Below are 23,524 nucleotides of genomic sequence, written 5' to 3' on the forward strand. Positions count from 1 at the left end.
CGTCCGGAGAAATGCGCCCCTGGAGGAGTTTTCAGCAATGAACTTCAAGGACCTCAGCACGCTGCAGATCGCTCTGGGCGTGTCGGTCATTGCGCACGTCGCGCTGCTCGCGGTGCGCTTCGTCGACCCTGAGTCGTTCAACAAGGTCTTCAGCGAAACGCCGCTCGAAGTGATCCTGGTCAACAGCAAGACCAACGACAAGCCCGATGCGAGCGCGCGCGTGATGGCGCAGACCTCGCTCGCGGGCGGCGGCGATCTTGAAAGGGGCCGCGCGACCAGTCCGCTGCCGCCGTCGAGCTTCACCGCGATGGGCGATTCGTTCGAGGATTCGCGTCGCCAGGTCGAGGCGCTGCAGGCCCAGCAGATCCAGATGCTCGCGCAGATCAAGCGCGAGCTGGCCGCCATGCCGGTGCCCGATCCGCGCAGCGCGGGCGAGCCGACCGAGGCAGCCGCGCGCGAAGAAAAGCGCCGCCAGATGGTCGAGCTGGTCGCCGAAATCGAGCGCCGCGTGAACGAGGAAAACGCCCGCCCCAAGAAGCGCTACCTGAGCCCCGCCACGCGCGAGGTCGCCTATGCGATCTATGTGGACACCCTGCGCCGCCGCATCGAACTGAAGGGCACCGAGAACTTTCCGTCGGCCGCCGGCAAGAAGCTCTACGGCGAGCTGAAGATGACCATCACCGTCAACTTCGACGGCCAGGTGCTCGACACCTCCGTCGACGAAAGCTCGGGCGACGTCACGCTCGACCGGCGTGCGCAGGCCATCGTGCGCAGCGTGGGCAATTTCGGCAAGTTCACCGACGCCATGCGCAGGCAGAGCGACCAGATCGTGCTGCAGTCGCGCTTCAAGTTCACGCGCGACGAGACCATCGAGCTCTCGTCCCAGTAACCCGTCAACACGACAAGACAACGCCACCGGCGGCAGCGGAGAGAAGGCCATGGACCTGTACTGTGTAGTGGGCAACCCCGTCGAGCACAGCCGCTCGCCGCGCATCCACGCGCGCTTTGCCGAACTTTGCGGCCAGCAGATGGACTACGGCCGGCGGCTGGTGCCCCTCGGCGCCTTCGCAGAAGGCATCGCGGCCTTTCGCCGGGAAGCCGCCGAGCGCGGCGACAGCGCGCGCGGCTGCAACGTCACCGTGCCCTTCAAGTTCGACGCCGCCGCGCTCGCGCAGCACGTCAGCGAACGCGCCTCGCTCGCGCAGGCGGTGAACACGCTGCGCTTCGCGGACGACGGCAGCATCCACGCGGACAACACCGACGGCATCGGCCTGGTCGCCGACATCGTGCACAACGCCGCGGTGCCGCTGCAGGGCAAGTCGCTGCTGCTGATCGGCGCGGGCGGCGCGGCTGCGGGCGTGCTCGGCCCGCTGCTCGACGCGGGCGCGTCGCGGGTCGTGGTGGCCAACCGCACGGTGGGCAAGGCCGTGGCGCTGGTGCGCCGTCATGCGGCCATCGCGCTGCGCCACGGCGCCGCGCTGGAAGCCTGGGCGCTCGACGAGGTGCCGGGCAGCTTCGACGTGGTGGTCAACGCCACGGCCTCCAGCCTCGCGGGCGATGCGGTGCCGGTGAACGCCCGCGTGCTGCGTGCCGGCGGGCTCGCGGTCGACATGATGTACGGCCCGGCGGCCGCAGGCTTCATGGCGTGGGCGCAGGCGCACGGCTCGGTCGCGCGCGACGGGCTCGGCATGCTGGTCGAGCAGGCGGCCGAGGCCTTCGAGCTCTGGCGCGGCGTGCGCCCGCCCTCGGCGCAGGTGCTGGCGGAAGTGCGCGCATCGCTCGCGCCGGTGCAGGCGAAACCATGAAGGCCGTGCTGCGCCTGATCGCCTGCCTCGTGGTGGCGGGCGTGGCACTCGAGCTGTTCTTCGTGGTGCGCATCGCCACGATGGCCGTGGTAGATCCGCAGAGCACCGCCTTCCAGCGCTCCGAGGCCTGGCAGATCGCCGTTCACCAGGGCCGCGGCGCGGGCTGGCGGCAGGAGTGGGTGCCGTATGCGCAGATCAACGACACGCTCAAGCGCGCTGTCATCGCGAGCGAGGATGCCGGCTTCGTGGACCACAACGGCGTGGAGTGGGAGGCCATAGAACGCGCGCGCCAGCGCAACGCCAAGGCCGAGGAACTGGCCGCCAAGCGCACCGCGCGCGGCTTGGCGCGCGGCAGGCCGGTGCAGCCGGTGCGCCTGCGCGGCGGCTCCACCATCACGCAGCAGCTCGCCAAGAACCTGCTGCTGTCGGGGGAGCGCACCATGCTGCGCAAGGGCCAGGAGCTGGTGCTCGCCACGCTGCTCGAGGTTTTCCTCGGCAAGCAGCGCATCCTGGCGCTGTACCTCAACAACGTCGAGTGGGGCGAAGGCGTGTTCGGCGCCGAAGCGGCGTCGCAGTACTACTTCAAAAAGCCCGCGTCGCGCCTGAGCGCCAACGAGGCCGCGCGCCTCGCGGTGATGCTGCCGAGCCCCAAGTTCTTCGAGCGCCGGCCAAGCTCGCCCTACCTGAGCGGGCGGGCGTCGACGGTCATGGCGCGGATGTCTTCGGCCGAACTGCCCTGAGCAAATTGCGCAGGCTTTCGAGCGCCAGAACGCACGCAAAGCCGATCACGTAGGCCGCCACGTCCCACCAGTCGGCCGTGCTGCCGAGCACGATGCGCAGCGCGCGGTTCGAAATGCGCAGGTGCCACACCGATGCCAGGTACTGCCCGAATTCGACGGCGCAACCCACGCCCAGCGCGGCCAGCGCCAGCGGCCACACGCGCGCGCCGATCGCCGTCCTGAACACGAAGTAGACCCACACCACGGCCAGCACGTCGCCGAAGAAACTGCGCACCCAGCCCCATCGCGCGCCGACGGTGGCCAGCAGCACGAGCAGGATGAAAAGGGCCACCGCCCATGCCAGGGAAAGAGGATCGAAACGCCATCGCATGGCCCGTATCATCGCGCCCATATGCTGGCTAAGCTCACAGGTTGGTTGTTGTTGGGAATCGTCCGGTTGCTCACGGGCGCGCAAGCGCGCTGGTACGGGTGTCCGCCGAAGGCCGAGCAACGCATCTATTTCGCCAACCACCAGAGCCACGCCGACCTCGTGATGATCTGGGCGGCACTGCCCGAGGAATTGCGCAGCATCACGCGGCCGATCGCGGCGCGCGACTACTGGGCCAACACGCCGTTCAAGCGCTGGATCACGACAGAGGTGTTCAACGCGGTGTATGTGGAGCGCGCCGCCGCGGCACCTGCCGCACCGGCAGCCGCCGAAGCCCCACCGCCGCCGGTGCCAGCACCGCGCGCTGTCGTTGCACCACCCGCCGAGCGCATCGAGCCGTCGATGGAGCCGCTGCTTCCGATGTCACCGCCCTTCGCCGACACGCCCGAGGAAGTCGTGAACGACGTGCAGGGCCGGCTCGACCTTCCCGCCCCGCCGCCTCCACCGCCGCGCGCGCCTGAACCACCGGCAATACCAGCGCAGCCCGAGCCGCCAGCGGCCGACGCACCGCCCGCCCCCGACCCTTTGGCCCCGCTCATCGAAGCCCTGCGCAGCGGCGACTCGATCATCATCTTTCCCGAAGGCACGCGCGGCCACACGGGCGAGCCGCAGAAGTTCAAGTCGGGCCTCTATGCGCTTGCGACGATGTTCCCCGACGTGGTGCTGGTGCCGGCCTGGATCGACAACGTGCAGCGCGTCATGCCCAAGGGCGAGATCGTGCCGGTGCCCATTCTTTGCTCCGTGACCTTCGGTGCGCCGCTTCGCGTGGAAGAAGGCGAAGAGCGCCGCCCCTTCCTCGATCGCGCGCGTGCCGCCGTGATCGCATTGCGCGACGTCTGACATGAACCAATTCTTGCGCAACCTCACCCCGACCCAGCAGGTCGCGGCCCTCTTCCTCATCGTCTTCGGCGTGCTCGTGATCGTGAGCACCACGGCCTTCTTCCTGACCTTCAGGGAGCGCCGCAACCCCGTGCACGACGCCACCTGGCAAGCCGAGCTCGCGCACTTCCGCGCACTGCTGGGCACGACGTGGTTCATGGTGATCATCTTCTGGGTCGGCTGGGCGCTCGGCGAGACCGTGGCCACGGTGCTGTTCGCGCTGATCTCCTTCTTCGCGCTGCGCGAGTTCATCACGCTCTCGCCCACGCGGCGCGGCGACCACCGCAGCCTGATCCTCGCGTTCTTCGTGGTGCTGCCGATCCAGTTCTGGCTGGTGGCCACGGCGCGCTTCGACCTGTTCACCGTGTTCATTCCGGTGTACGTGTTCCTGGCCATTCCGGTGGCCAGCGCGCTGTCGAACGACGCCAGCCAGTTCCTCGAGCGCAACGCCAAGCTGCAGTGGGGCATCATGGTCTGCGTCTACGGCATGAGCCACGTGCCGGCGCTGCTGCTGCTGAGCTTTCCGGGCTACGAAGGCAAGAGCGCGTTCCTCGTGTTCTTCCTGGTGTTCGTGGTGCAGACCTCGGTGCTGGTGCAGCACCTGATCTCGCGCCGCACGCAACGCGCGCCGTTCGCGCCCAACGTGAGCCGCAGCTTCAACTGGACCAGCTGGGGCATCGGCATCGTGGTGGCCAGCCTGGTGGGCGCGCTGTTCTCGTTCATCACGCCGTTCAAGTTCGGCCAGGCGCTGGCCGTGTCGGTCATCGCCTGCATCGCGGGGTCGATGGGGCACCTGGTGATGAAGGCCCTCAAGCGCGACCGGGGCATTCCCAACTGGGGCAAGAAGGGCGTGGGCGTGACCGGCGCGAACGGCCTGCTCGACCGCGTCGACGCCCTCTGCTTCGCCGCACCGATCTTTTTCCACTCGATCCGCTGGTACTTCAACGCATGAAGCACCACCGCAAGGCGCTCAGGCCTTGCGGCGCACCACGCGGTCGAAGGCCTGCTTCGCCATGCGGCCGAGGGCCTTCGCCTTCACGGCCTGCAGTTCGCGCGACATGCGCGTGCGCTGCTCCGCGGACAAGGCCGTGCCGAAGCGGCCCAGGGCCAGCTCGAGCGCCGTGCGCTGCGCCTCCCCACGCCCCTGCTGCCCTTCCGCTTCGGCCAGCCATTCGCAGGCGTTGGCCACGCGCTCGCGCAGCGCCGCATCGCCCGACTCGCCGAAGCGCGCGATGAGCACGCGGTACGCCTTGGCCTGCCCCACCGGGTCGCCGAGCTTTTTCAGCACCTTGGCCTTGTTGATCATCGACTTGGCCGCCCACAATTGCAGCGCGCTCTCGCGGGCCCCCGCGGTGCGCGTGACCACCTCGTCGTAGCAGGCGACGGCTTCGGCAAGCCGCCCTGCCTGGCGCAAGGCGGCGCCCTTGCGGAACAGGGCACCGGCCACGCGCGCGCGCAGGTCGGGCAGCTCGGAGTTGCCCCAGCGCGCGACGATCTGGTCATGCACCCGCATCTCTTCGTCGCGCTGGCCGAGGCGGTCCAGTGCCGTGCTCTTGTATTGAAGGCACAGCGCCACCTGCTCCTGCATGGCCGTCGAGGCATCGGCGCCGTAGCTGGCGTCCATCGCGTCGGCGGCGGCCACGACCTCGCCGAAGCGCTCGAGCGCGATCAGGCAGAAGGCCTTGTGCACCAGCGCCCGCGCGCATTGGCGGCGCAGTTCGGGGTGCGTCGATGCGCCATGCGCGGCAATCACTTCGTCGAAGCGCGCGACCGCCTCCAGCGACTCGCCCGTATCGCCGTGCTTGCGGCCTTGCCTGACCTGGTCGCGGACCTCTTCGCGCAGCTCGGCGGACAGCTCGCCGGCATCGGCCGGGCCCGTGCGGCGCAGCCGCCTCAGGCACGCCGCGCGGCCCGCCGCGGCCTTGCCCCGCATTTCCTGCAGTTCAGGTGTGCCGGCATCGCGCAGGTCGACCATGAGTTGCTCGTACACCGCAAGCGCATCCTCGGCACGGCCCCGCAGTTCGAGCAGCACGAAGCCCTTGTTGAGCAGCGCGCTCGCCAGCGTGCGCCGCACCGCGGCATCGGCGTCGCCGGCGAAGGTGCCCAGCAAGCGGTCGCAGGCGTCCAGCGCCGCTGCACCGTCGCCCTGGTCGCGCAGCCCCACCGCCCAGTCGTAGGCGCGCACCGCCGCCATGCGGCGCACCTGCGACGACGCATCGCGGCCATAGCGCTCCAGCAGCCAGCCGACGAGCTCGGCCCGCCGCGCCTGCTCGTCGAGACCCAGACCGTCGAAGAACAGGGTCAACGCACGCACGCCCTCCACGCGCAGTTCGGGTGCCGCATCGGCAAGGCCGGCCTCGATCTGGTCGGCCACCTGCAGGCACAGCACCTGGGCCTGCGTGTGCTGCGCCAGCTCACGCAGGTTCAGCACCGAGGCCAGGCGCGCCCGCGCCACGCGCAGCACCACGCCGGGGTCGGTGCTGGCGTCGAAGCGCTCGATGGCGGCGTCCAGCGTGGCCAGCGCGTCCTGCGGCAAGCCGCGGTGGTGTTCGGTGTCGGCCTTCAGCAACCGGGCTTCCACGCGCCACGCGTCGAGCACGGCGTCGGCCTGCGCGTCGAGCAGTTCGCTCATGGCATCGCACGCCGCGCAGCGGGCCGCGGGCTCGTCGATGAGCCAGGTGCGCTGGAACAGCGCGTCGGCGATGTGCGCGCGGATCTCAGGTTCGCTGCGGTGCCCGTGCGCGGCAACCAGGCGGTCGAGCGTGGTCAGCGCGTCGGCGGGGCGGTGCATCTGGCGCAGCATGTGCGCCAGCAGGCGCAGCGCCTGGCAGCAAGGCACCACCACGCCGTGCGCGGGCTGGCCCGCGAACTCTTCGAGCAGCCGGCTGCAGGCGGCCAGCGCCTCGCCGCGGCGGCCCAGTTCATCGAGCAACTCGGCCTGCCTGAAGCTGGCGGCGGCGCGTTCGGCAGGGTGCTGCGCGCGTTCGAGCAGGGCCCGGGCTTCGTCCAGTTGCCGCTGCGCGGAGGACTCGACTACATTCACATTCGCTTCCTTGTGTGGCGCGCCCTGCGAGAAGCGGGGCGGACGGTCCGAGTCGGCTCGGATTCTGCCCGCGATCGCACGGCTTTCCTGCGTGGCTTCGCACCTCTTTCGCCTCTCTTTACCCGGGCTTAGGCCTTAACGTTTCCTTTCATGCGCATTCTTGGCATCGACCCCGGCTTGCAGACCACCGGCTTCGGCGTGGTCGACGCGGACGGCCATGCGCTGCGCTACGTGGCCAGCGGCACCATCAGCACCCGGCACCTCGGCAGCGGCAACCTGCCGGCGCGCCTGAAGGTGCTGTTCGACGGCATCGCGGAAATTACCGCGCGCTACCAGCCCGATGCGTCGGCGGTGGAAATCATCTTCGTGAACGTCAACCCGCAGTCGACGCTGTTGCTGGGGCAGGCACGCGGCGCCTGCGTGACGGCACTGGTCACCAACAACCTTTCAGTGGCCGAGTACACCGCGCTGCAGATGAAGAAGGCCGTGGCCGGCCACGGCGGCGCCGCCAAGGCGCAGGTGCAGGAGATGGTGCGGCGGCTGCTCGACCTGCCCGGCGTGCCCGGCGCCGACGCCGCGGACGCGCTGGGCATTGCGATCACGCATGCGCAGGTGGGGCGTTCGATGGCGCGGCTCGCGCAGGCGGCCGAGTTGTCGAAGACGCATGCCGGCACCTACCGGCAAGGACGTTCGCGCTGAGCGGTCGCAGTCGCAATCGCGTGAGGCCTGACAACCTTCAGGCCACGCGTTCGGCGATCAGCACCGCGAAGAAGCCGAACGCGGCCAGCAGCGTCCACTTGAGCACGGTCCAGCCGAAGCGCCGGTACTTGTGCTGCCCCGTGCCCGCATAGAACGCGAACGACACGCCCGCCACCAGCAGAAGCAGCAGGATGGCCCAGCGAAAAAGAAGCATGGAGAAAAACGCGCCCTACCAGGCGCGAGCGACTTCGCTGAAGCCGCGCGGTGCGCGCTTCTCGTCGTCGAAGGTCACGACTTCGTAGGCGTCGCTGTGCGAGAGCAGTTCGCGCAGCAGCTTGTTGTTCAGCGCATGGCCCGAGCGGAACGCGGTGTAGGCCGCAAGCAGCGGCTTGCCGACCACGTACAGGTCGCCCATGGCGTCGAGGATCTTGTGCTTCACGAACTCGTCGTCGTAGCGCAGGCCGCCGGCATTGAGGACCTTGGTGTCATCCATCACGATGGCGTTGTCCAGCCCGCCGCCGAGCGCGAGACCCTTGCTGCGCATGTACTCGACTTCCTTGGTGAAGCCGAAGGTGCGCGCGCGCGCGATGTCGCGGCTGTACGAATCGGTGCCCAGGTCGAACTCCACGCGCTGGCCGGTGGAGTTCACCACGCGGTGGTCGAAGTCGATCTCGAAGGCCAGCTTGAAGCCGTGGTACGGCTCCAGGCTCGCCCACTTCTCGTTGGCGCCCTCGCCTTCGCGCACCTCGACCTTGCGGGTCACGCGGATGAAGCGGCGCGGCGCCTTCTGCAGCGCGATGCCCGCGCTTTGCAGCAGGAACACGAAAGACGAGGCCGACCCGTCGAGGATCGGCACTTCGTCGGCCGTGATGTCGATGTAGAGGTTGTCGATGCCCAGGCCCGCGCAGGCGGACATGAGGTGTTCGACCGTTTGCACCTTGGCGCCGCCCTCGGACACGGTGGACGCCAGGCGCGTGTCGGTGACCGCCTCGGCGGTCATGCGGATCTCGACCGGCTCGGGCAGGTCGACGCGGCGGAACACGATGCCCGTGTCGGCCGGGGCCGGTCGCAGGGTCAGTTCCACGCGTTGACCGCTGTGAAGCCCCACGCCCACGGCGCGGCTGATCGACTTGAGGGTTCGTTGTTGCAGCACGCCGGGGATTTTAGGCGCGCCATGCGTGTGGCGCCCTATGCCCCTGGCTATGGCACCGATAGACATGGGTTCTATGCAATCCAGGCAAGTGGACGCAAAGGGCACGAGACGGAACGCAGCGCCTAGAGCCGCCGAAAGTCCCTTTCAGGTCTTCCTGTGCCCCTTGCGTTTCCCTCGTGCCCTCTGCGTCAGGTAGGCCGCTTCGCGCAACCCCCGCAGAGGGCAGCGAAGCGGCACGAAGTGCGCGCAGCCTGGGGCGAGCCGGGCTCAGTCGGCCTGGCGGCGCAGGAAGGCCGGAATCTCGAAGTCGTCCATGCCGCCCGAAGACAGCGCGTCGACCTTGGCAGCCGCCATCGTGCGGTTGGTGCGCCACACGCTGGGAACGGCCATGCCGTCGTAGTTCGGCTGGTGGCCGTTGCCGCCGCTGCTGGCGTGGCCCATGCCACCGAGCGTGGGCACGGTGAAGGGGATGTTGTCGGTGCCGGTGCGAATCACTTCCAGCGTCGGGGCCTGGCGGCGGGCTTCCGTGCGCGAGAGACCCGTGGCCACCACGGTCACGCGCATTTCGTCGCCCAGGCTCTCGTCGTAGGCCGCGCCGTAGATCACGTGCGCGTCGGGCGACGCGTAGGCGCGGATGGTGTTCATCGCCAGCTTCGACTCGTTCAGCTTCAGCGAGCCCTTCGATGCCGTCACCAGCACCAGCACGCCCTTGGCGCCCGACAGGTCGATGCCTTCCAGCAGCGGGCAGGCCACGGCCTGTTCGGCGGCGATGCGCGCGCGGTCCGGGCCGGCTGCGGCGGCCGTGCCCATCATGGCCTTGCCGGGTTCGCCCATCACGGTGCGCACGTCTTCGAAGTCGACGTTCACGCCGCCGTACTCGTTGATGATTTCCGAGATGCCGCCCACGGCGTTCTTCAGCACGTCGTTGGCGTGCGCAAAGGCTTCGTCCTGCGTGATGTCTTCACCCAGCACGTCGAGCAGCTTCTCGTTGAGCACCACGATCAGCGAGTCGACATTGGCTTCGAGCTCGGTCAGGCCGGCATCGGCGTTAGTCATGCGGCGACCGCCTTCCCAGTCGAAGGGCTTGGTCACCACGCCCACGGTGAGGATGCCCATTTCCTTGGCGATGCGTGCAATCACGGGTGCCGCGCCGGTGCCGGTGCCTCCGCCCATGCCGGCGGTGATGAACAGCATGTGGGCGCCGTCGATGGCCGCGCGAATGTCGTCCACCGCGAGCTCGGCCGCTTCACGGCCCTTGTCGGGCTTGCTGCCGGCGCCCAGGCCGCTGGTGCCGAGCTGGATGATCTTGTGCGCGTTGCTGCGTTGCAGTGCCTGTGCGTCGGTGTTCGCGCAGACGAACTGAACGCCCTGCACGCCGCGCTCCATCATGTGGGCGACCGCATTGCCGCCGCCACCGCCCACACCGATCACCTTGATCTGCGTGCCCTGATTGAACTCTTCGACTTCGATCATTTCGATGGTCATTTTTAACTCCTTGAATCTTGCAGTTGCCGTTATGTATCTGTGAATATTCTTCTGCCGTGACGAGATCAACGTGCGCGCGTCACGATGGTGGACCTGTGCGTCGCCATCGCTCGTTGAAATGCAAAGGGGGGCTGCCGCGTGCGAGCCAGAGTGGAGACTTGATCATGGCTAGAAATTCCCCACGATGAAGTCCTTGAAACGTCCGAATGCAGTCTTTACCGACCCATTCTTCTGCGCGACCTTGAAGCCGCGCATGCGTGCAAAACGTGCCTCTTCCAGAAGGCCCATGACTGTAGCGGCGCGAGGCTGCGCGACCATGTCGGACAAGGCGCTGGAATACTTCGGGATGCCCCTTCGCACGGGCTTCAAGAAGATGTCTTCGCCGAGCTCGACCATGCCCGGCATCACCGCGCTGCCGCCCGTGAGCACCACGCCCGAGGACAGCACTTCCTCGTAGCCCGACTCGCGCACCACCTGCTGCACGAGCGAAAAAATCTCTTCGATGCGCGGCTCGATCACACCGGCCAGCGCCTGCTTGCTCAGCATGCGCGGACCGCGGTCGCCCAGGCCCGGCACTTCGACCTGCTGGTCGGGGTCGGCCAGCAGTTGCTTGGCGTAGCCGCTCTCGACCTTGATGTCTTCCGCGTCCTTGGTCGGCGTGCGCAGCGCCATCGCGATGTCGCTCGTGATCAGGTCGCCCGCGATCGGAATCACGGCCGTGTGGCGGATCGCGCCGTTGGTGAAGATCGCCACGTCGGTGGTGCCCGCGCCGATGTCCACCAGCACCACGCCCAGCTCGCGTTCGTCTTCCGTCAGCACCGCCAGGCTCGAAGCCAGCGGGTTCAGCATCAGCTGGTCGACTTCGAGCCCGCAGCGGCGCACGCACTTGATGATGTTCTCGGCCGCGCTCTGCGCACCGGTCACGATGTGCACCTTGGCCTCCAGGCGCATGCCGCTCATGCCGATCGGCTCCTTCACGTCCTGCCCGTCGATCACGAACTCCTGCGGCTCCACCAGCAGCAGGCGCTGGTCGCTCGAGATGTTGATGGCGCGCGCCGTCTCCACCACGCGGGCCACGTCGGCGGGCGTCACTTCCTTGTCCTTCACCGCCACCATGCCGCTGGAGTTGATGCCGCGGATGTGGCTGCCGGTGATGCCCGTGTAGACGCGGCTGATCTTGCAGTCGGCCATCAGCTCGGCCTCCTTCAAGGCCTGCTGGATGCTCTGCACCGTGGCGTCGATGTTCACCACCACGCCCCGCTTCAGGCCGTTGCTGGGCGCAATGCCCAGGCCGGCCAGCTTGAGCTCGCCGCCGGGCAGCACCTCGGCCACCACCACCATGACCTTGGCGGTGCCGATGTCCAGTCCTACGACCAGGTCTTTGTATTCTTTGGGCATTGATATGTCCTCGATTTCTCGGTGTTCGCTACTTGATTTTTCTTGGGGCCTCTGGCGAGACCGTGGTGACGCCGCGCAGCCGCAATGCATACGCGTCGTTGTGGCGCAGATCGGCGCCTTCGACATCGACCATCGTGCGGCGGTACTGCGCCGCGACCTGGGTCACGGTCTTCAAAAACCGCTGCAGCCTGGCCGTCACCTCCTCGCTCTGGCCCCGGCCGAGCTCGAGCTCGGCACCGCTGTCCAGCACCACCTTCCAGCTGCCCCGGCTCGACAGCGTCAGCTCGTCGATGGTGAGGTCGTAGGGCTGGAACTGAGGCTGCAGCACGCGGTACATGCCCAGCACCTGCCCGGCCTGTTCGACAGGCCCGTCCAGGCGCGGCAGGTTGTCGTCCACCTCGGCCACGTTGGCTTCGAACACGTCGCCGAACCCGTTGATGAGCCTGGAGCCCGCGTCGTCGCCCCACGTGGCCACCGGCACCTGCTCGGTGAGCGTCACGTGCAGCTTGTTCGGGAACTCGCGGCGCACCACCGCGCTGCGCACCCACGGCACCGACTCGAAGGCACTGCGCGCACGCGCCAGGTCGATGGTGAAGAAGTTGCCGTTCAGCTGCGGCGCCACGTTGGCGCGCAGGGTCACCGCGTTGTTGTGCGTGACCTCGCCGTCCACCTTGATGCCGGCCAGCGGAAAGAACGGTTGGCGCAGCACCCACCAGGCGCCCGCCGCCAGCAGCATGAGCGTCACCATCACGAACGCAATGTTCGCGACGATGTTCATGAGCTTGACGTCGAAGGGCGCGGGAATGCTGTCGGCCATGGCTATTGCGAGCCTCCCGTTGCGTCGAGCGCGGCCGATGCCAGCACGCGCAGGCACAGGTCTTCGTAGGCGATGCCCGCGGCGCGCGCGGACATCGGCACCAGCGAGTGGCTGGTCATGCCGGGGGAGGTGTTCATCTCCAGCAGGAACGGCTTGCGGTCGCTGGCGCGGATCATCACGTCGGCGCGGCCCCAGCCTCGGCAGCCCAGCGTGCGGTACGCGGCCAGCGTGATGCGCTGGATCTCGTGTTCTTCGGCATCGGACAGGCCGCTCGGGCACTGGTACTGCACGACGTCGGTGAAGTACTTGTTCTGGTAGTCGTAGGCACCTTCGGGCGCGGCGATGCGCACCACGGGCAGCGCGCGTGCATCGAGCCCGTGGCCGAGCACGGCGCAGGTCACTTCCTCGCCGTCGATGAACTCCTCGCACAGCACGTCGGCGTCGTACTTCGCAGACAGCGTGACCGCGTCCTGCATCTGCGAGTACCCCTCGACCTTGGTCACGCCGATGGACGAGCCCTCGCGCGGCGGCTTCACGATCAGCGGCAGGCCCAGCACGTCGGGCACGGCCATGACCTGCTCGCGGCTTTGCTGGTCGAAGGCCAGGCGCACGTACTTGGGCGTCGGCAGGCCGTCGGCCTGCCAGATGCGCTTGGTCATGACCTTGTCCATCGCCACGCTGGAGGCCATCACGCCCGAGCCGGTGTAGGGAATGCCGAGCAGCTCCAGCGCGCCCTGCACGGTGCCGTCTTCCCCGTGGCGGCCGTGCAGCGCGACGAAGCAGCGCGCGAAGCCCTCGCGCTTGAGCTCGGTCAGCTCGCGCTGCGAAGGGTCGAAGGCGTGCGCGTCGACGCCGCGCGAACGCAGGGCTTCGAGCACGCCGGTGCCCGACATCAATGAAACTTCGCGTTCGGCGGAACTGCCGCCGAACAGCACGGCAACCTTGCCGAAGCGTGTGGGATCCTGAAGGCTCATGCGCCCCCCTCTTTGCGCGTGTCGCGCTGCAATGTGGAAGCCGTGGCGGACAGCGCGGCAGCGAGTTCGACGACCTTGCCCGGCACCGCGCCGATGGAGCCGGCCCCCATCGAGAGCACCACGTCGCCCGGGCGGGCGTTGTCCAGAATGGCCTGCGGCATGGCGGCGATGTCGTCGACGAACACCGGTTCGACCTTGCCGGCCACGCGCAGGGCGCGCGCCAGCGTGCGGCCGTCGGCCGCCACGATGGGCGCCTCGCCGGCGGCATAGACCTCGCCGAGCAGCACCGAGTCGGCCGTGCCGATGACCTTCACGAAGTCTTCGAAGCAGTCGCGCGTGCGGGTGTAGCGGTGCGGCTGGAACGCCAGCACCAGCCGGCGGCCCGGGAACGCGCCGCGCGCAGCGGCAATGGTGGCGGCCATCTCGACCGGGTGATGACCGTAGTCGTCGATCACGGTGAAGGTGCCCGCGGCACCGTCTTCATGGCCCTGCACCGCCATGTCGCCGTAGCTCTGGAAGCGCCGGCCCACGCCCTTGAAGCCGGCCAGCCCGCGCTGCACCGCCTCGTCGGCAATGCCGAGCTCGACCGCCACGGCGATCACCGACAGCGCGTTGCGCACGTTGTGCTCGCCCGGCAGGTTCAGCACGATGGGCAGGTCGGGCAGCGTCACGCCGTTGCGGCGCTGCGCGGTGAAGTGCATCTGGGCGCCGACGGCGCGCACGTCGATGGCGCGCACCTGCGCGTCCTCGCCGAAGCCGTAGCTGGTCACGGGGCAGGTCACTTCGGCCACGATGTCGCGCACCGCCGCATCGTCGGTGCACAGAATGGCCACGCCGTAGAACGGCATGCGGTGCAGGAAGTCGACAAAGGCCTTCTTCAGCTTCGCGAAGTCGTGCCCGTAGGTCTCCATGTGGTCGGCGTCAATGTTCGTGACCACCGCCATCACGGGCAGCAGGTTCAAAAACGACGCGTCCGACTCGTCGGCCTCGACCACGATGTAGTCGCCGCTGCCGAGCTGCGCGTTGGCGCCGGCGCTGTTCAGGCGCCCGCCGATCACGAAGGTCGGGTCCAGGCCGGCGGCGTCGAGCACGCTCGCCACCAGGCTGGTGGTGGTGGTCTTGCCGTGCGTGCCGGCAATGGCGATGCCCTGCTTCAGGCGCATCAGCTCGGCCAGCATCAATGCGCGCGGCACGACCGGAATGCGCTTCTCGCGCGCGGCCAGCACCTCGGGGTTGTCCGACTGCACGGCGGTGGAGGTGACGACCGCGTCGGCACCGTCGATGTGCGCGGCCGCGTGGCCCACGAAGGTGCCGATGCCCAGGCCCGCGAGCCGGCGCAGCGTGACGCTGTCGGACAGGTCGGAGCCGGTGATCCTGTAGCCCAGGTTCAGCAGCACTTCGGCAATGCCGCTCATGCCCGAGCCGCCGACGCCGACGAAATGGATGTGACGGATCGCGTGCTTCATTTGGCAAGCTCCTCGCAGGCGCGAACGACGGCGTCCACGGCTTCGGTCTTCTGCATGGTCTTGGCCTTGGCGGCCTTGTCGATCAGCGCGGTGCGCTCGGTTGTCTGTAGCAAATCAGCCAGCAATTCAGGAGTGAGGTCGGCCTGCTGCACGAGCCACCCGCCGCCCGCGTCCACGAGGAAGCGCGCGTTGGTGGTCTGGTGGTCGTCGACCGCCGAGGGGAAAGGCACGAACAGCGCTGCTGCGCCGACGGCCGCGATTTCTGTGACGGTGCTGGCGCCGGCCCGCGCGACGATGATGTCGGCGTCCGCATAGGCCTGCGCGGTGTCTTCGATGAAGGGCGTGAGTTCGCCCTCCACGCCGGCCGCCGCGTAGTTGGCACGCAGCTCGTCGATCTGCCTGGCGCCGCTCTGGTGCAGCACCTGCGGGCGCGTTTCGGGCGCGATGCGGGCCAGCGCCTGTGGCACCACGGTGTTGAGGCCGCGCGCACCCAGGCTGCCGCCGACCACCAGCAATTTCAGCGGACCGGTGCGGCCCGCGAAGCGCGTGGCGGGATCGGGTTGCGAGGTGAACGCCGCGCGCAACGGGTTGCCCACCCACTGCGCCTTCTTCAGCACATTCGGGAAGGCCGTGAACACACGGTCGGCCACGCCCGCCAGTACCTTGTTGGCGAGGCCGGCGACCGAGTTCTGTTCGTGCAGCACCAGCGGCTTGCCGAGCAGCACGCCCATCATGGCGCCGGGGAAGGTGATGTAGCCGCCCAGGCCCACCAGCACATCGGGCTTCACGCGGCGCACCACGCCCAGGCTCTGCCAGAAGGCGCGCAGCAGGCGCAGCGGCAGCAGGACCAGCGTGAGCGGGCCCTTGCCGCGCACGCCGCCGAACTGCACCGGCTCGAAGGCGAAGCCGCGTGGCGGCACCAGTTTTTCTTCCATGCTGCCGGGGGCGCCCAGCCAGTGCACGCGCCAGCCGCGCTCGCGCAGGGCCTCGGCCACGGCCAGGCCCGGGAAGATGTGGCCGCCCGTGCCGCCCGCCATGACGAGTGCGGTACGGCCGGTCATACGCGCCCCCCGCGCATGAGCACTCGATTCTCGTAGTCGATGCGCAACACGATCGCCAGCGCCACCAGGTTCATCAGGATGGCCGAGCCGCCGAAGCTCATCAGCGGCAGCGTCAGGCCCTTGGTCGGCAGCGCGCCCAGGTTCACACCCATGTTGATGAAGGTCTGGAAGCCGATCCACACCCCCACGCCCTGGGCCACGAGGCCCGAGAACACGCGGTCGAGCGCGATGGCCTGGCGGCCGATGTGCATGATGCGGCGCGTGAGCCAGAGGAACAGGCCGATGATCAGCAGCACGCCGACCAGGCCGAACTCCTCGCCGATCACGGCGAGCAGGAAGTCGGTGTGCGCCTCGGGCAGCCAGTGCAGCTTCTCGACGCTGCCGCCCAGGCCCACGCCGAAGACCTCGCCGCGCCCGATGGCGATCAGCGAGTGCGACAGCTGGTAGCCCTTGCCCAGCGCATGCTCTTCGCTCCACGGATCGAGGTAGGCAAAGATGCGCTCCCGGCGCCACGGGCTGCTAGCGACGATGCTGCCGAAGGCCACCACCACCAGCGCGGCAATCACGAAGAACATGCGCGCGTTCACGCCGCCCAGGAACAGGATGCCCATGGCGATCACGGCGATCACCATGAACGCGCCCATGTCGGGCTCGGCCATCACCAGCATGCCCACCACCACCACCGCGATGCCCATCGGCAGCACGGCACGGAAGAAGCGCTCCTTGATCTCCATCTTGCGCACCATGTAGCTGGCGGCGTAGAGCACCATCGCCAGCTTGGCGAGCTCCGACGGCTGGAAGCGCATGAAGCCCATCGGCAACCAGCGGCGCGCGCCGTTCACGTTGATGCCGATGTGCGGAATGAGCACAGCCACCAGCAGCAGCAGCGACGCCACGAAGAGCCAGGGCGCGACGCGCTCCCAGGTCTTCATCGGGATCTGGAAGGCCAGCAGCGCGGCGACGAGCGCAATGGCCACCGACGCGGCATGCCGCGTAAGGAAGAACGAGGCGCTGTAGCCGGCACGCGCGAAACGCGGGTTGTCGGGCAGCGCGATGGAGGCCGAATACACCATGATCAGGCCCCAGGTCAGCAGCGCGACCGTGACCCAGACCAGCGCCTGGTCGAAGCCGAGCACGCGCATCGGCGTGGCCTTGGTCTGCGCGATGCCGGCACCGCCGAGCCGCACGGGCAGGTGCACGGGCAGCGCGTCGATGCCGCTGCGGGCGCGCGTGAACCAGCCGCTGAACCGGCCGGTGCGGGTGTTGGGCGTGGCGCCTGCGGCAGCGGGGTTCACAGCGGTTCCTCCGTCGAATCGGAAGCGGTGTCTTCCACCAGCCCGCGCGGGCTGTCCTCGTAGGCCTGCACGGCGTCGCGGAACACCTCGGCGCGGTGTGCGTAGTCCTTGAACATGTCGAAGCTCGCGCAGGCCGGCGACAGCAGCACGGCGTCGCCCGGGTTGGCGCGCGCGCCGGCGAGCATCACCGCGTCGTGCATCGAGGCGGCGTGTAGCAGCGAGACGCCGGTGGAGGCCAGCGCGGCCTCGATGAGCGGCGCGTCGCGCCCGATGAGCACCACGGCACGTGCGTACTGGCGCACGGGCTCGGCCAGCGGCTCGAAGTCCTGGCCCTTGCCCTCGCCGCCCAGGATCACGACCACGCGGCGCTCTTCGCCGAGGCCGACCAGTGCGGCGGCGGTGGCGCCCACGTTGGTGCCCTTGCTGTCGTCGAAGAACTCGACCTGGTCCACGATGGCGACGGACTCCACGCGGTGCGGCTCGCCGCGGTATTCGCGCAGGCCGTAGAGCATGGGGCCGAGCGCGCAACCGGCGGCACTCGCGAGCGCGAGCGCGGCCAGCGCGTTCATTGCGTTGTGGCGCCCGCGGATGCGCAGCGCGTCGGCGGGCATCAGGCGCTGCAGGAAGATTTCTTCTTCCACCACCGCGCCGCGCTTGCGCTTCTGCGTTTCGTCGGCTTCCAGCGCGCGCACCAGCCAGGTCATGCCGTTGACGCGCTCGATGCCGTAGTCGCCCGGGCGCAGCGGCATCGCTGCGCCGAAGGTGACGTGGGTGCGGATCTGCGGACGCTGCAGCTTGACCCGCAGGGGCGCGGGCAGCATGGCCATCACGCCGGCGTCGTCGCGGTTCAAAATCATGAGACCCCGCGCGCCGAAGATGCGCGCCTTGGCCGCGGCATACGACTTCATGTCGCCGTGCCAGTCGAGGTGGTCCTGCGTGAGGTTGAGCACGGTGGCGGCGGTGGGCTCGAAGCCCTGCACGCCGTCGAGCTGGAAGCTGGACAGTTCGAGCACCCACACATCGGGCAGCGTGCCGGCGTCTATGTGCGCGCTGAGCGTGTCCAGCAGCGTCGGGCCGATGTTGCCTGCCACGGCCACGGTCTTGCCGGCGCGTTCGACCAGTTGGCCGGTGAGCGAGGTGACGGTGGTCTTGCCGTTGGTGCCTGTGATGGCGAGCACGGCGGGCGTGTAGCCCTTGGGCGCTTCGGGCTCGACAGGGGGCGCCAGTTCGAGCTGGGTTGTTTCTTCTTCCGCGACGGCCGAGGCCGGGTTGGTGGCGGCGAGTTTTGCGATCTTGGCGACGAACTCCGCGGCTTCGCGGGCGGCCGTGGGGACGTAGGGCTTGCCGATGCTGGGCAGGCGGGAGACGGTGGCGGCTGCGGGCGAAGCAGCGGCAGCGTCGGGCGCTTCCGGGGCTTCCGATGCAGGGGCTTCTTCGGTGGCTGCATCTTGCACCGCGGCGTCAGGCTGAATGCCCTCAGGCACGGTCACGCTGATCGACGGATCGCGCGGCATGGCCTCGGCCATGGCGGACACGGTCGGCTCAGGCTGCGCTTCGGCGGGTTCACTCGATGCGGTCGCCGGTTCGGCTTTGGGCGTCGGTGCAGGTTCGACCGCTTCGACCGGCGCTGCGGTATCGAGCGGCAGTTCGGCCTGCGCTTCGGCTTGCTCAGGCTCGGCGACCGCGTCCGGCGCGGTTTCCGGCTCAGCGTCGGCTTCGGCTTCGACCACCGGCACTTCGACGGTCCGCAGGTCCAGCAGCGCGCGCGCGAACAGGTCCAGCTCGCCGCCGAGCGGCAGGCCCATGGCCCGCGCCGCATCGGCCACCGGCGCGATGACTTCGGGCAACAGGCCCGGCGAGCGGTACACCGCGCGAATCGGCGTGCCTTCGACCAGCGCGGCCGAGAACGGCCCGCCGACGAAGGTCACGTCGGGCAACTCCGCCGTGAGCGTCGCCAGGGAGGCCGGCGCCTCGCGCGTGTCGGCCACGGTCACGACCGCGCCGTGGCGCGCGCACCAGCGCGCCATCGCCAGCCCGGACGCGCCGAGGCCGAGGATGAGAACGGGGAGGTCTTTCAGGTGCCGCATGGTGTGTTCAGCGCAGCTTCAGCGTCGACAAGCCCACGAGGCACAGCAGCATCGTGATGATCCAGAAGCGCACCACGACCTGCGTCTCGCGCCAGCCGCTCTTCTCGAAGTGGTGGTGCAGCGGCGCCATCTTCAGCACGCGGCGGCCTTCGCCGTAGCGCTTCTTGGTGTACTTGAAGTACATCACCTGCGCCATCACCGAGACCGCCTCGACCACGAAGATGCCGCCCATGATGAAGAACACGATTTCCTGGCGCACGATCACCGCGATGGTACCCAGCGCGCCGCCCAGCGCCAGCGCGCCCACGTCGCCCATGAACACCTGCGCCGGGTGCGTGTTGAACCAAAGAAACGCCAGGCCTGCGCCGGCCATGGCCGAGCAGAACACCAGCAGCTCGCCCGAGCCCGGAATGTTGGGAAACAGCAGGTACTTGGAGTACACCGTGCTGCCCGTCACGTAGGCGAACACGCCCAGCGCCGAGCCCACCATCACCACCGGCATGATCGCCAGGCCGTCCAGCCCGTCGGTCAGGTTCACGGCATTGCTCGCGCCCACGATCACCAGGTAGGTAAGGATCACGAAGCCGATGCCGCCGAGCGGATAGCTCACTTCCTTGAAGAAGGGCACCAGCAGGTTGATCTTGGGCGGAAAGTCCAGGTCGAAGCCCGACTGCACCCAGGCGAAGAACAGCTGCAGCACGCGCCAGTTGGAGCTTTCCGAAATGCTGAACAGCAGGTAGAAGCCGGCCAGCAGGCCGACCACCGATTGCCAGAAGTACTTCTCGCGCGAGCGCATGCCTTCCGGGTCCTTGCTGACCACCTTGCGCCAGTCGTCGACCCAGCCGATGGCACCGAAGCCCATGGTGACCCACAGCACGATCCACACGAACCGGTTCGAAATATCGAACCACAGCAGCGTGGCGAAGGCGATGGCGAACAGCACCAGCACACCGCCCATGGTGGGCGTGCCGCTCTTGGTCAGGTGCGTTTCCATGCCGTAGCCGCGCACCGGCTGGCCGATCTTGAGCGCGGTGAGGCGGCGAATGACGAACGGGCCGGCCACCAGGCCGACCACGAGCGCGGTCACCGCGGCCATCAGCGCTCGGAAGGTGAGGTACTGGAAGACTCGCAAGAAGCCGAATTCGGGCGACAGCGTCTGCAGCCATTGGGCGAGGGTCAGCAGCATGTGTTTTCGCGCGGCTCATGCATCATGACCGGCCTCCTTTTTGTTGTTGTGGTTGTGCGTGCGCCTCGATGGCCTGCACCACGCGCTCCATCTTCATGAAGCGCGATCCCTTGACCAGCACGCTGCCGACCTGCGGCAGGCGCGCGAGCACGGCCGCGCCCAGCGCGTCGAACCCGTCGAAATGTTGTCCGTCGGCTCCGCCCTCGAAGGCGGTGGCGGCGTGCGCCGTGGCGGCGCCCAGCGTGTAGACCGACTCGATGCCGCGCTTGCGGGCCCAGGCGCCGACTTCGGCGTGGAACTCCGGCGAGCGGTCGCCCACCTCGCCCATTTCGCCGAGCACCAGCAGGCGCGGGCCCGGCAGGGCGGCGAGCACGTCGATGGCGGCGATCACCGAATCGGGGTTGGCGTTGTAGCTGTCGTCCACCAGCGTGAGCGCATGGCCGCCGTGCAACACGATTTCGCTGGCGCGCGAGCGGCCCTTGACCGGCTCGAAGGCGGCCAGGCCGGCGGCAATGGTCTCGAGCGACACGCCGGCCGCCAGCGCGCAGGCCGTGGCCGCCAACGCGTTCACGACGTTGTGGCGCCCGGCGATGTGCAGGCGTGTGTCGAAGGCGCCCAGCGGCGTGCGAATGCGCGCGGCCCAGGCGCCCTGCGCCCATTCGGCGCGCTCCAGCGAAATGTCGGCGTCTTCCGGCTCGCCGAAAGTCATGCAGCGGCGGGCACCGCCGGCGCGCGCCATGTCGGTCCACAGCGCGGTGAAGGTGTCGCCATAAGGGAACACCGCGGTGCCGTCGTCGGGCAGCACCGCGAACACGGCGGCGTTCTCGATGGCCACCGCTTCGACGCTGGCCATGAACTCCTGGTGCTCGCGCTGCGCGTTGTTGACCAGCGCGATGGTCGGGCGCGAGATGGCGGCCAGCCGCGCGATCTCGCCCGGATGGTTCATGCCCAGTTCGAGCACCGCCCGGCGGTGTTCCGCGCGCAGGCGCAGCAGCGTGAGCGGCACGCCGATCTCGTTGTTGAAGTTGCCGGCGGTGGCCAGGGCGCGTTCGGCGCGACCGGCGAACAGCACCGCCGCGATCATCTGCGTGACCGTGGTCTTGCCGTTGCTGCCGGTGACGGCAATGAGCGGCAATGCGAACTGCGCGCGCCAGCCGGCGCCGAGCGCACCGAGCGCGGCCAGCGAATCGGCCACTTCGAGCCCGGCCAGGCCGGCGGCTTCGAGGCCGTGGTGCGCAATGGCCGCCACGGCGCCTTGCGCCTTCGCCTCGGCGAGAAAGCCGTTGGCGTCGAAGCGCTCGCCCTTGAGCGCGACGAACAGGTCGCCGGGCCCGAGCGTGCGCGTGTCGGTGTGCACACGGGCGATGACGGTCGAGGCGTCGCCCACCAGGCGCGAACCCGGAATCCATTGCTGCACCTGGGCCAGCGTGATATCGAGCGATGTCGTGCCGGTCATGCCGCACCTCGCCGGGCCAGCGCTTGCAGCGCATGGGCCTTGTCTGAAAACGCGATGCGCTGGCCGGCAATTTCCTGCCACGCCTCGTGGCCCTTGCCGGCGATCAGCACCACGTCCTGCGGAGCCGCCTGCGCGAGCACGTCGGCAATGGCGGCCGCGCGGTCGGGCTGCACCTGCGCCGCCTCGGGGCGCGAGAAGCCGCGCAGCACCTGCGCAACGATCGCGTCGGGCTTTTCGCTGCGCGGGTTGTCGCTGGTGACGACCACGTGGTCGGCCTGGCGCTCGGCCACGGCGGCCATCATCGGGCGCTTGATCGGGTCGCGGTCGCCGCCGCAGCCGAACAGGCACCACAGCGCGCCGCCGCGCTGCTTCGCGAGCGGCCGCAGGCCGATCAGGGCCTTGTCGAGCGCGTCGGGCGTGTGGGCGTAGTCGACCACGGCCAGAGGCGCGCCGTCGCCGGTGCCTGCGCGGTCCATGCGGCCCGGCACGCTCGTCAGGCTGGCGCACGCCGCCACCGCCCGCGCCAGCGTCAGGCCCAGCGCGCGCAGCGTGCCCAGCACGCCCAGCAGGTTGGCCACGTTGTACTGGCCGATCAGGCCGGTCGACAGGCGCTGCACCTCGGTCGTGCCCTGCTCGGCCACCGAGAACTGCAGGCCCTGCGCGTCGTAGCCGATGTCGCGCGCCATGAGGCGGGCCGGCCTGCCGTCGGCCGACACGGTCCACACATCGAGCGCGCCGATGCCGGCGTCGATCAGGTTGGCGCACAGGCTGGCGCCGTGGGTGTCGTCGATGTTGATCACCGCGGCGCGCAGGCCGGGCCAGCGAAACAGCTCGGCCTTGGCCTGCCAGTAGGCGTCCATGCTGCCGTGGTAGTCGAGGTGGTCCTGCGTGAAGTTGGTGAACACGGCCACCGCGATCTGCGCGCCGTCGAGGCGGCGTTCGGCAATGCCGATGGACGAGGCCTCGATGGCGCAGGCGCCGAAGCCGCGCGACACCAGCGAACGCAGCTCGCGCTGCATCATGACGGGGTCGGGCGTGGTCAGGCCGGTGTAGGTGAGTTCGGGCGGCACGCCGATGCCCAGCGTGCCCATCACGGCACAGGGCGACGGCGCATCGCGCTGCAGGCTGCCGTCGGGGTTCATCGCGCGCACACCGCCGGCCGCGCGCAGCGTGGAGAGCGATTCGGCGAGCCACCAGGCGGTGGAGGTCTTGCCGTTGGTGCCGGTCACAGCCAGCACGTCGAGCAGGGCCGAGGGGTTGTCGTAGAAGGCCGAGGCGATCGGGCCGGTGGCGGCCTTCAGGCCGGGGTAGCTCACGATGCGTTCGTTGCCGTCGAAGCCGAAGGCCTCGACGCCTTCGTGCTCCACCAGGCACACCACCGCGCCCTGCGCCAGCGCGGCCGCCACGTGCTTGCGCCCGTCGGTGGCGGCGCCGGGCCAGGCGATGAAGACATCGCCCGCGCCCACGGCACGGCTGTCGGCGTGCAGCGCGGCCTGCGGCGCGCGCTCCTTGAGCCAGGCCGCGGCCAATGGGGGGGAAGTGAAGGTCAGCAT

General features: G+C 69.0%; 21 protein-coding genes. 6 read left to right on the forward strand and 15 right to left on the reverse strand.

Going from position 1 to position 23,524, the window contains the following annotated elements; all coding sequences use genetic code 11:
• Positions 1 to 37 precede the first annotated feature (37 nt).
• From ACSFA5_RS16385 to ACSFA5_RS16395, 3 genes are read left to right on the forward strand one after another with little or no spacing between them, the layout of a single operon-like run.
• Positions 38 to 889: an energy transducer TonB gene (locus ACSFA5_RS16385; RefSeq protein WP_435445094.1), complete on the forward strand. Its 852-nt coding sequence runs from the start codon at positions 38 to 40 to the stop codon at positions 887 to 889.
• A gap of 49 nt (positions 890 to 938) precedes the next feature.
• Positions 939 to 1,805, forward strand: coding sequence for a shikimate dehydrogenase (aroE, locus tag ACSFA5_RS16390; RefSeq protein ID WP_435445095.1), 867 nt, complete (start codon positions 939 to 941; stop codon positions 1,803 to 1,805).
• On the forward strand, positions 1,802 to 2,545 hold the full coding sequence (locus ACSFA5_RS16395) for a transglycosylase domain-containing protein (protein WP_435445096.1): 744 nt from the start codon (positions 1,802 to 1,804) through the stop codon (positions 2,543 to 2,545). The genes aroE and ACSFA5_RS16395 overlap by 4 nt, the downstream gene beginning before the upstream one ends.
• On the opposite strand, the gene ACSFA5_RS16400 is transcribed toward ACSFA5_RS16395, so the two are convergent.
• On the reverse strand, positions 2,511 to 2,927 hold the full coding sequence (locus ACSFA5_RS16400; protein WP_435445358.1) for a ribosomal maturation YjgA family protein: 417 nt from the start codon (positions 2,925 to 2,927) through the stop codon (positions 2,511 to 2,513). The genes ACSFA5_RS16395 and ACSFA5_RS16400 overlap by 35 nt on opposite strands.
• Positions 2,928 to 2,936: 9 nt before the next feature.
• Between ACSFA5_RS16400 and ACSFA5_RS16405 the strand changes: the two genes are divergently transcribed.
• Together ACSFA5_RS16405 and ACSFA5_RS16410 are read left to right on the forward strand one after the other, a co-directional pair.
• On the forward strand, positions 2,937 to 3,812 hold the full coding sequence (locus tag ACSFA5_RS16405; RefSeq protein ID WP_435445097.1) for a 1-acyl-sn-glycerol-3-phosphate acyltransferase: 876 nt from the start codon (positions 2,937 to 2,939) through the stop codon (positions 3,810 to 3,812).
• A 1-nt stretch (position 3,813) separates the two neighbouring features.
• Positions 3,814 to 4,803 (forward strand): phosphatidate cytidylyltransferase, encoded by a 990-nt coding sequence (locus ACSFA5_RS16410; protein WP_435445098.1) that lies wholly within the window; start codon positions 3,814 to 3,816, stop codon positions 4,801 to 4,803.
• Between the two features lie 18 nt (positions 4,804 to 4,821).
• Here the strand turns inward: ACSFA5_RS16410 and ACSFA5_RS16415 are convergent, their stop codons facing one another.
• Complete coding sequence (locus tag ACSFA5_RS16415; protein WP_435445099.1) at positions 4,822 to 6,894, reverse strand: ATP-binding protein; 2,073 nt, start codon at positions 6,892 to 6,894, stop codon at positions 4,822 to 4,824.
• A 150-nt stretch (positions 6,895 to 7,044) separates the two neighbouring features.
• Between ACSFA5_RS16415 and ruvC the strand changes: the two genes are divergently transcribed.
• Positions 7,045 to 7,593, forward strand: a complete 549-nt coding sequence (gene ruvC / locus ACSFA5_RS16420) for a crossover junction endodeoxyribonuclease RuvC (RefSeq protein WP_435445100.1) — start codon at positions 7,045 to 7,047, stop codon at positions 7,591 to 7,593.
• 37 nt (positions 7,594 to 7,630) lie between these two features.
• Here ruvC and ACSFA5_RS16425 read toward each other — a convergent pair whose 3' ends face one another.
• The 13 genes from ACSFA5_RS16425 to ACSFA5_RS16485 all read right to left on the reverse strand — a co-directional run bounded on the left by ACSFA5_RS16425 (position 7,631) and on the right by ACSFA5_RS16485 (position 23,524).
• On the reverse strand, positions 7,631 to 7,807 hold the full coding sequence (locus tag ACSFA5_RS16425) for a hypothetical protein (RefSeq protein ID WP_435445101.1): 177 nt from the start codon (positions 7,805 to 7,807) through the stop codon (positions 7,631 to 7,633).
• 15 nt (positions 7,808 to 7,822) lie between these two features.
• A complete protein-coding gene (gene lpxC, locus ACSFA5_RS16430; protein WP_435445102.1) occupies positions 7,823 to 8,746 on the reverse strand; it encodes a UDP-3-O-acyl-N-acetylglucosamine deacetylase in 924 nt (307 codons plus the stop codon).
• Between the two features lie 267 nt (positions 8,747 to 9,013).
• Complete coding sequence (gene ftsZ, locus ACSFA5_RS16435) at positions 9,014 to 10,231, reverse strand: cell division protein FtsZ (protein WP_435445103.1); 1,218 nt, start codon at positions 10,229 to 10,231, stop codon at positions 9,014 to 9,016.
• A gap of 168 nt (positions 10,232 to 10,399) precedes the next feature.
• The gene (gene ftsA / locus ACSFA5_RS16440) at positions 10,400 to 11,629 is read right to left on the reverse strand and encodes a cell division protein FtsA (RefSeq protein WP_435445104.1); all 1,230 of its coding nucleotides are present in this window, start codon (positions 11,627 to 11,629) and stop codon (positions 10,400 to 10,402) included.
• 28 nt (positions 11,630 to 11,657) lie between these two features.
• Positions 11,658 to 12,446, reverse strand: a complete 789-nt coding sequence (locus tag ACSFA5_RS16445; RefSeq protein ID WP_435445105.1) for a cell division protein FtsQ/DivIB — start codon at positions 12,444 to 12,446, stop codon at positions 11,658 to 11,660.
• 2 nt (positions 12,447 to 12,448) lie between these two features.
• Positions 12,449 to 13,420, reverse strand: a complete 972-nt coding sequence (locus ACSFA5_RS16450; RefSeq protein ID WP_435445106.1) for a D-alanine--D-alanine ligase — start codon at positions 13,418 to 13,420, stop codon at positions 12,449 to 12,451.
• Entirely contained in the window at positions 13,417 to 14,886 is a 1,470-nt protein-coding gene (gene murC / locus ACSFA5_RS16455) for a UDP-N-acetylmuramate--L-alanine ligase (protein WP_435445107.1), read from the reverse strand. Before murC ends, ACSFA5_RS16450 begins: the two co-directional genes overlap by 4 nt.
• Positions 14,883 to 15,947 (reverse strand): undecaprenyldiphospho-muramoylpentapeptide beta-N-acetylglucosaminyltransferase, encoded by a 1,065-nt coding sequence (gene murG, locus ACSFA5_RS16460; protein ID WP_435445108.1) that lies wholly within the window; start codon positions 15,945 to 15,947, stop codon positions 14,883 to 14,885. Before murG ends, murC begins: the two co-directional genes overlap by 4 nt.
• Positions 15,944 to 17,242: a putative lipid II flippase FtsW gene (gene ftsW / locus ACSFA5_RS16465; protein WP_435445109.1), complete on the reverse strand. Its 1,299-nt coding sequence runs from the start codon at positions 17,240 to 17,242 to the stop codon at positions 15,944 to 15,946. Before ftsW ends, murG begins: the two co-directional genes overlap by 4 nt.
• A complete protein-coding gene (gene murD / locus ACSFA5_RS16470) occupies positions 17,239 to 19,329 on the reverse strand; it encodes a UDP-N-acetylmuramoyl-L-alanine--D-glutamate ligase (RefSeq protein WP_435445110.1) in 2,091 nt (696 codons plus the stop codon). Before murD ends, ftsW begins: the two co-directional genes overlap by 4 nt.
• A 7-nt stretch (positions 19,330 to 19,336) precedes the next feature.
• On the reverse strand, positions 19,337 to 20,515 hold the full coding sequence (mraY, locus tag ACSFA5_RS16475; RefSeq protein ID WP_435445111.1) for a phospho-N-acetylmuramoyl-pentapeptide-transferase: 1,179 nt from the start codon (positions 20,513 to 20,515) through the stop codon (positions 19,337 to 19,339).
• Between the two features lie 22 nt (positions 20,516 to 20,537).
• Entirely contained in the window at positions 20,538 to 21,971 is a 1,434-nt protein-coding gene (locus tag ACSFA5_RS16480; protein ID WP_435445112.1) for a UDP-N-acetylmuramoyl-tripeptide--D-alanyl-D-alanine ligase, read from the reverse strand.
• On the reverse strand, positions 21,968 to 23,524 hold the full coding sequence (locus tag ACSFA5_RS16485; protein WP_435445113.1) for a Mur ligase family protein: 1,557 nt from the start codon (positions 23,522 to 23,524) through the stop codon (positions 21,968 to 21,970). The genes ACSFA5_RS16480 and ACSFA5_RS16485 overlap by 4 nt, the downstream gene beginning before the upstream one ends.

The sequence above is a fragment of the Variovorax monticola genome (genome assembly GCF_051216855.1).
Classification (GTDB): Bacteria; Pseudomonadota; Gammaproteobacteria; order Burkholderiales; family Burkholderiaceae_C; genus Variovorax.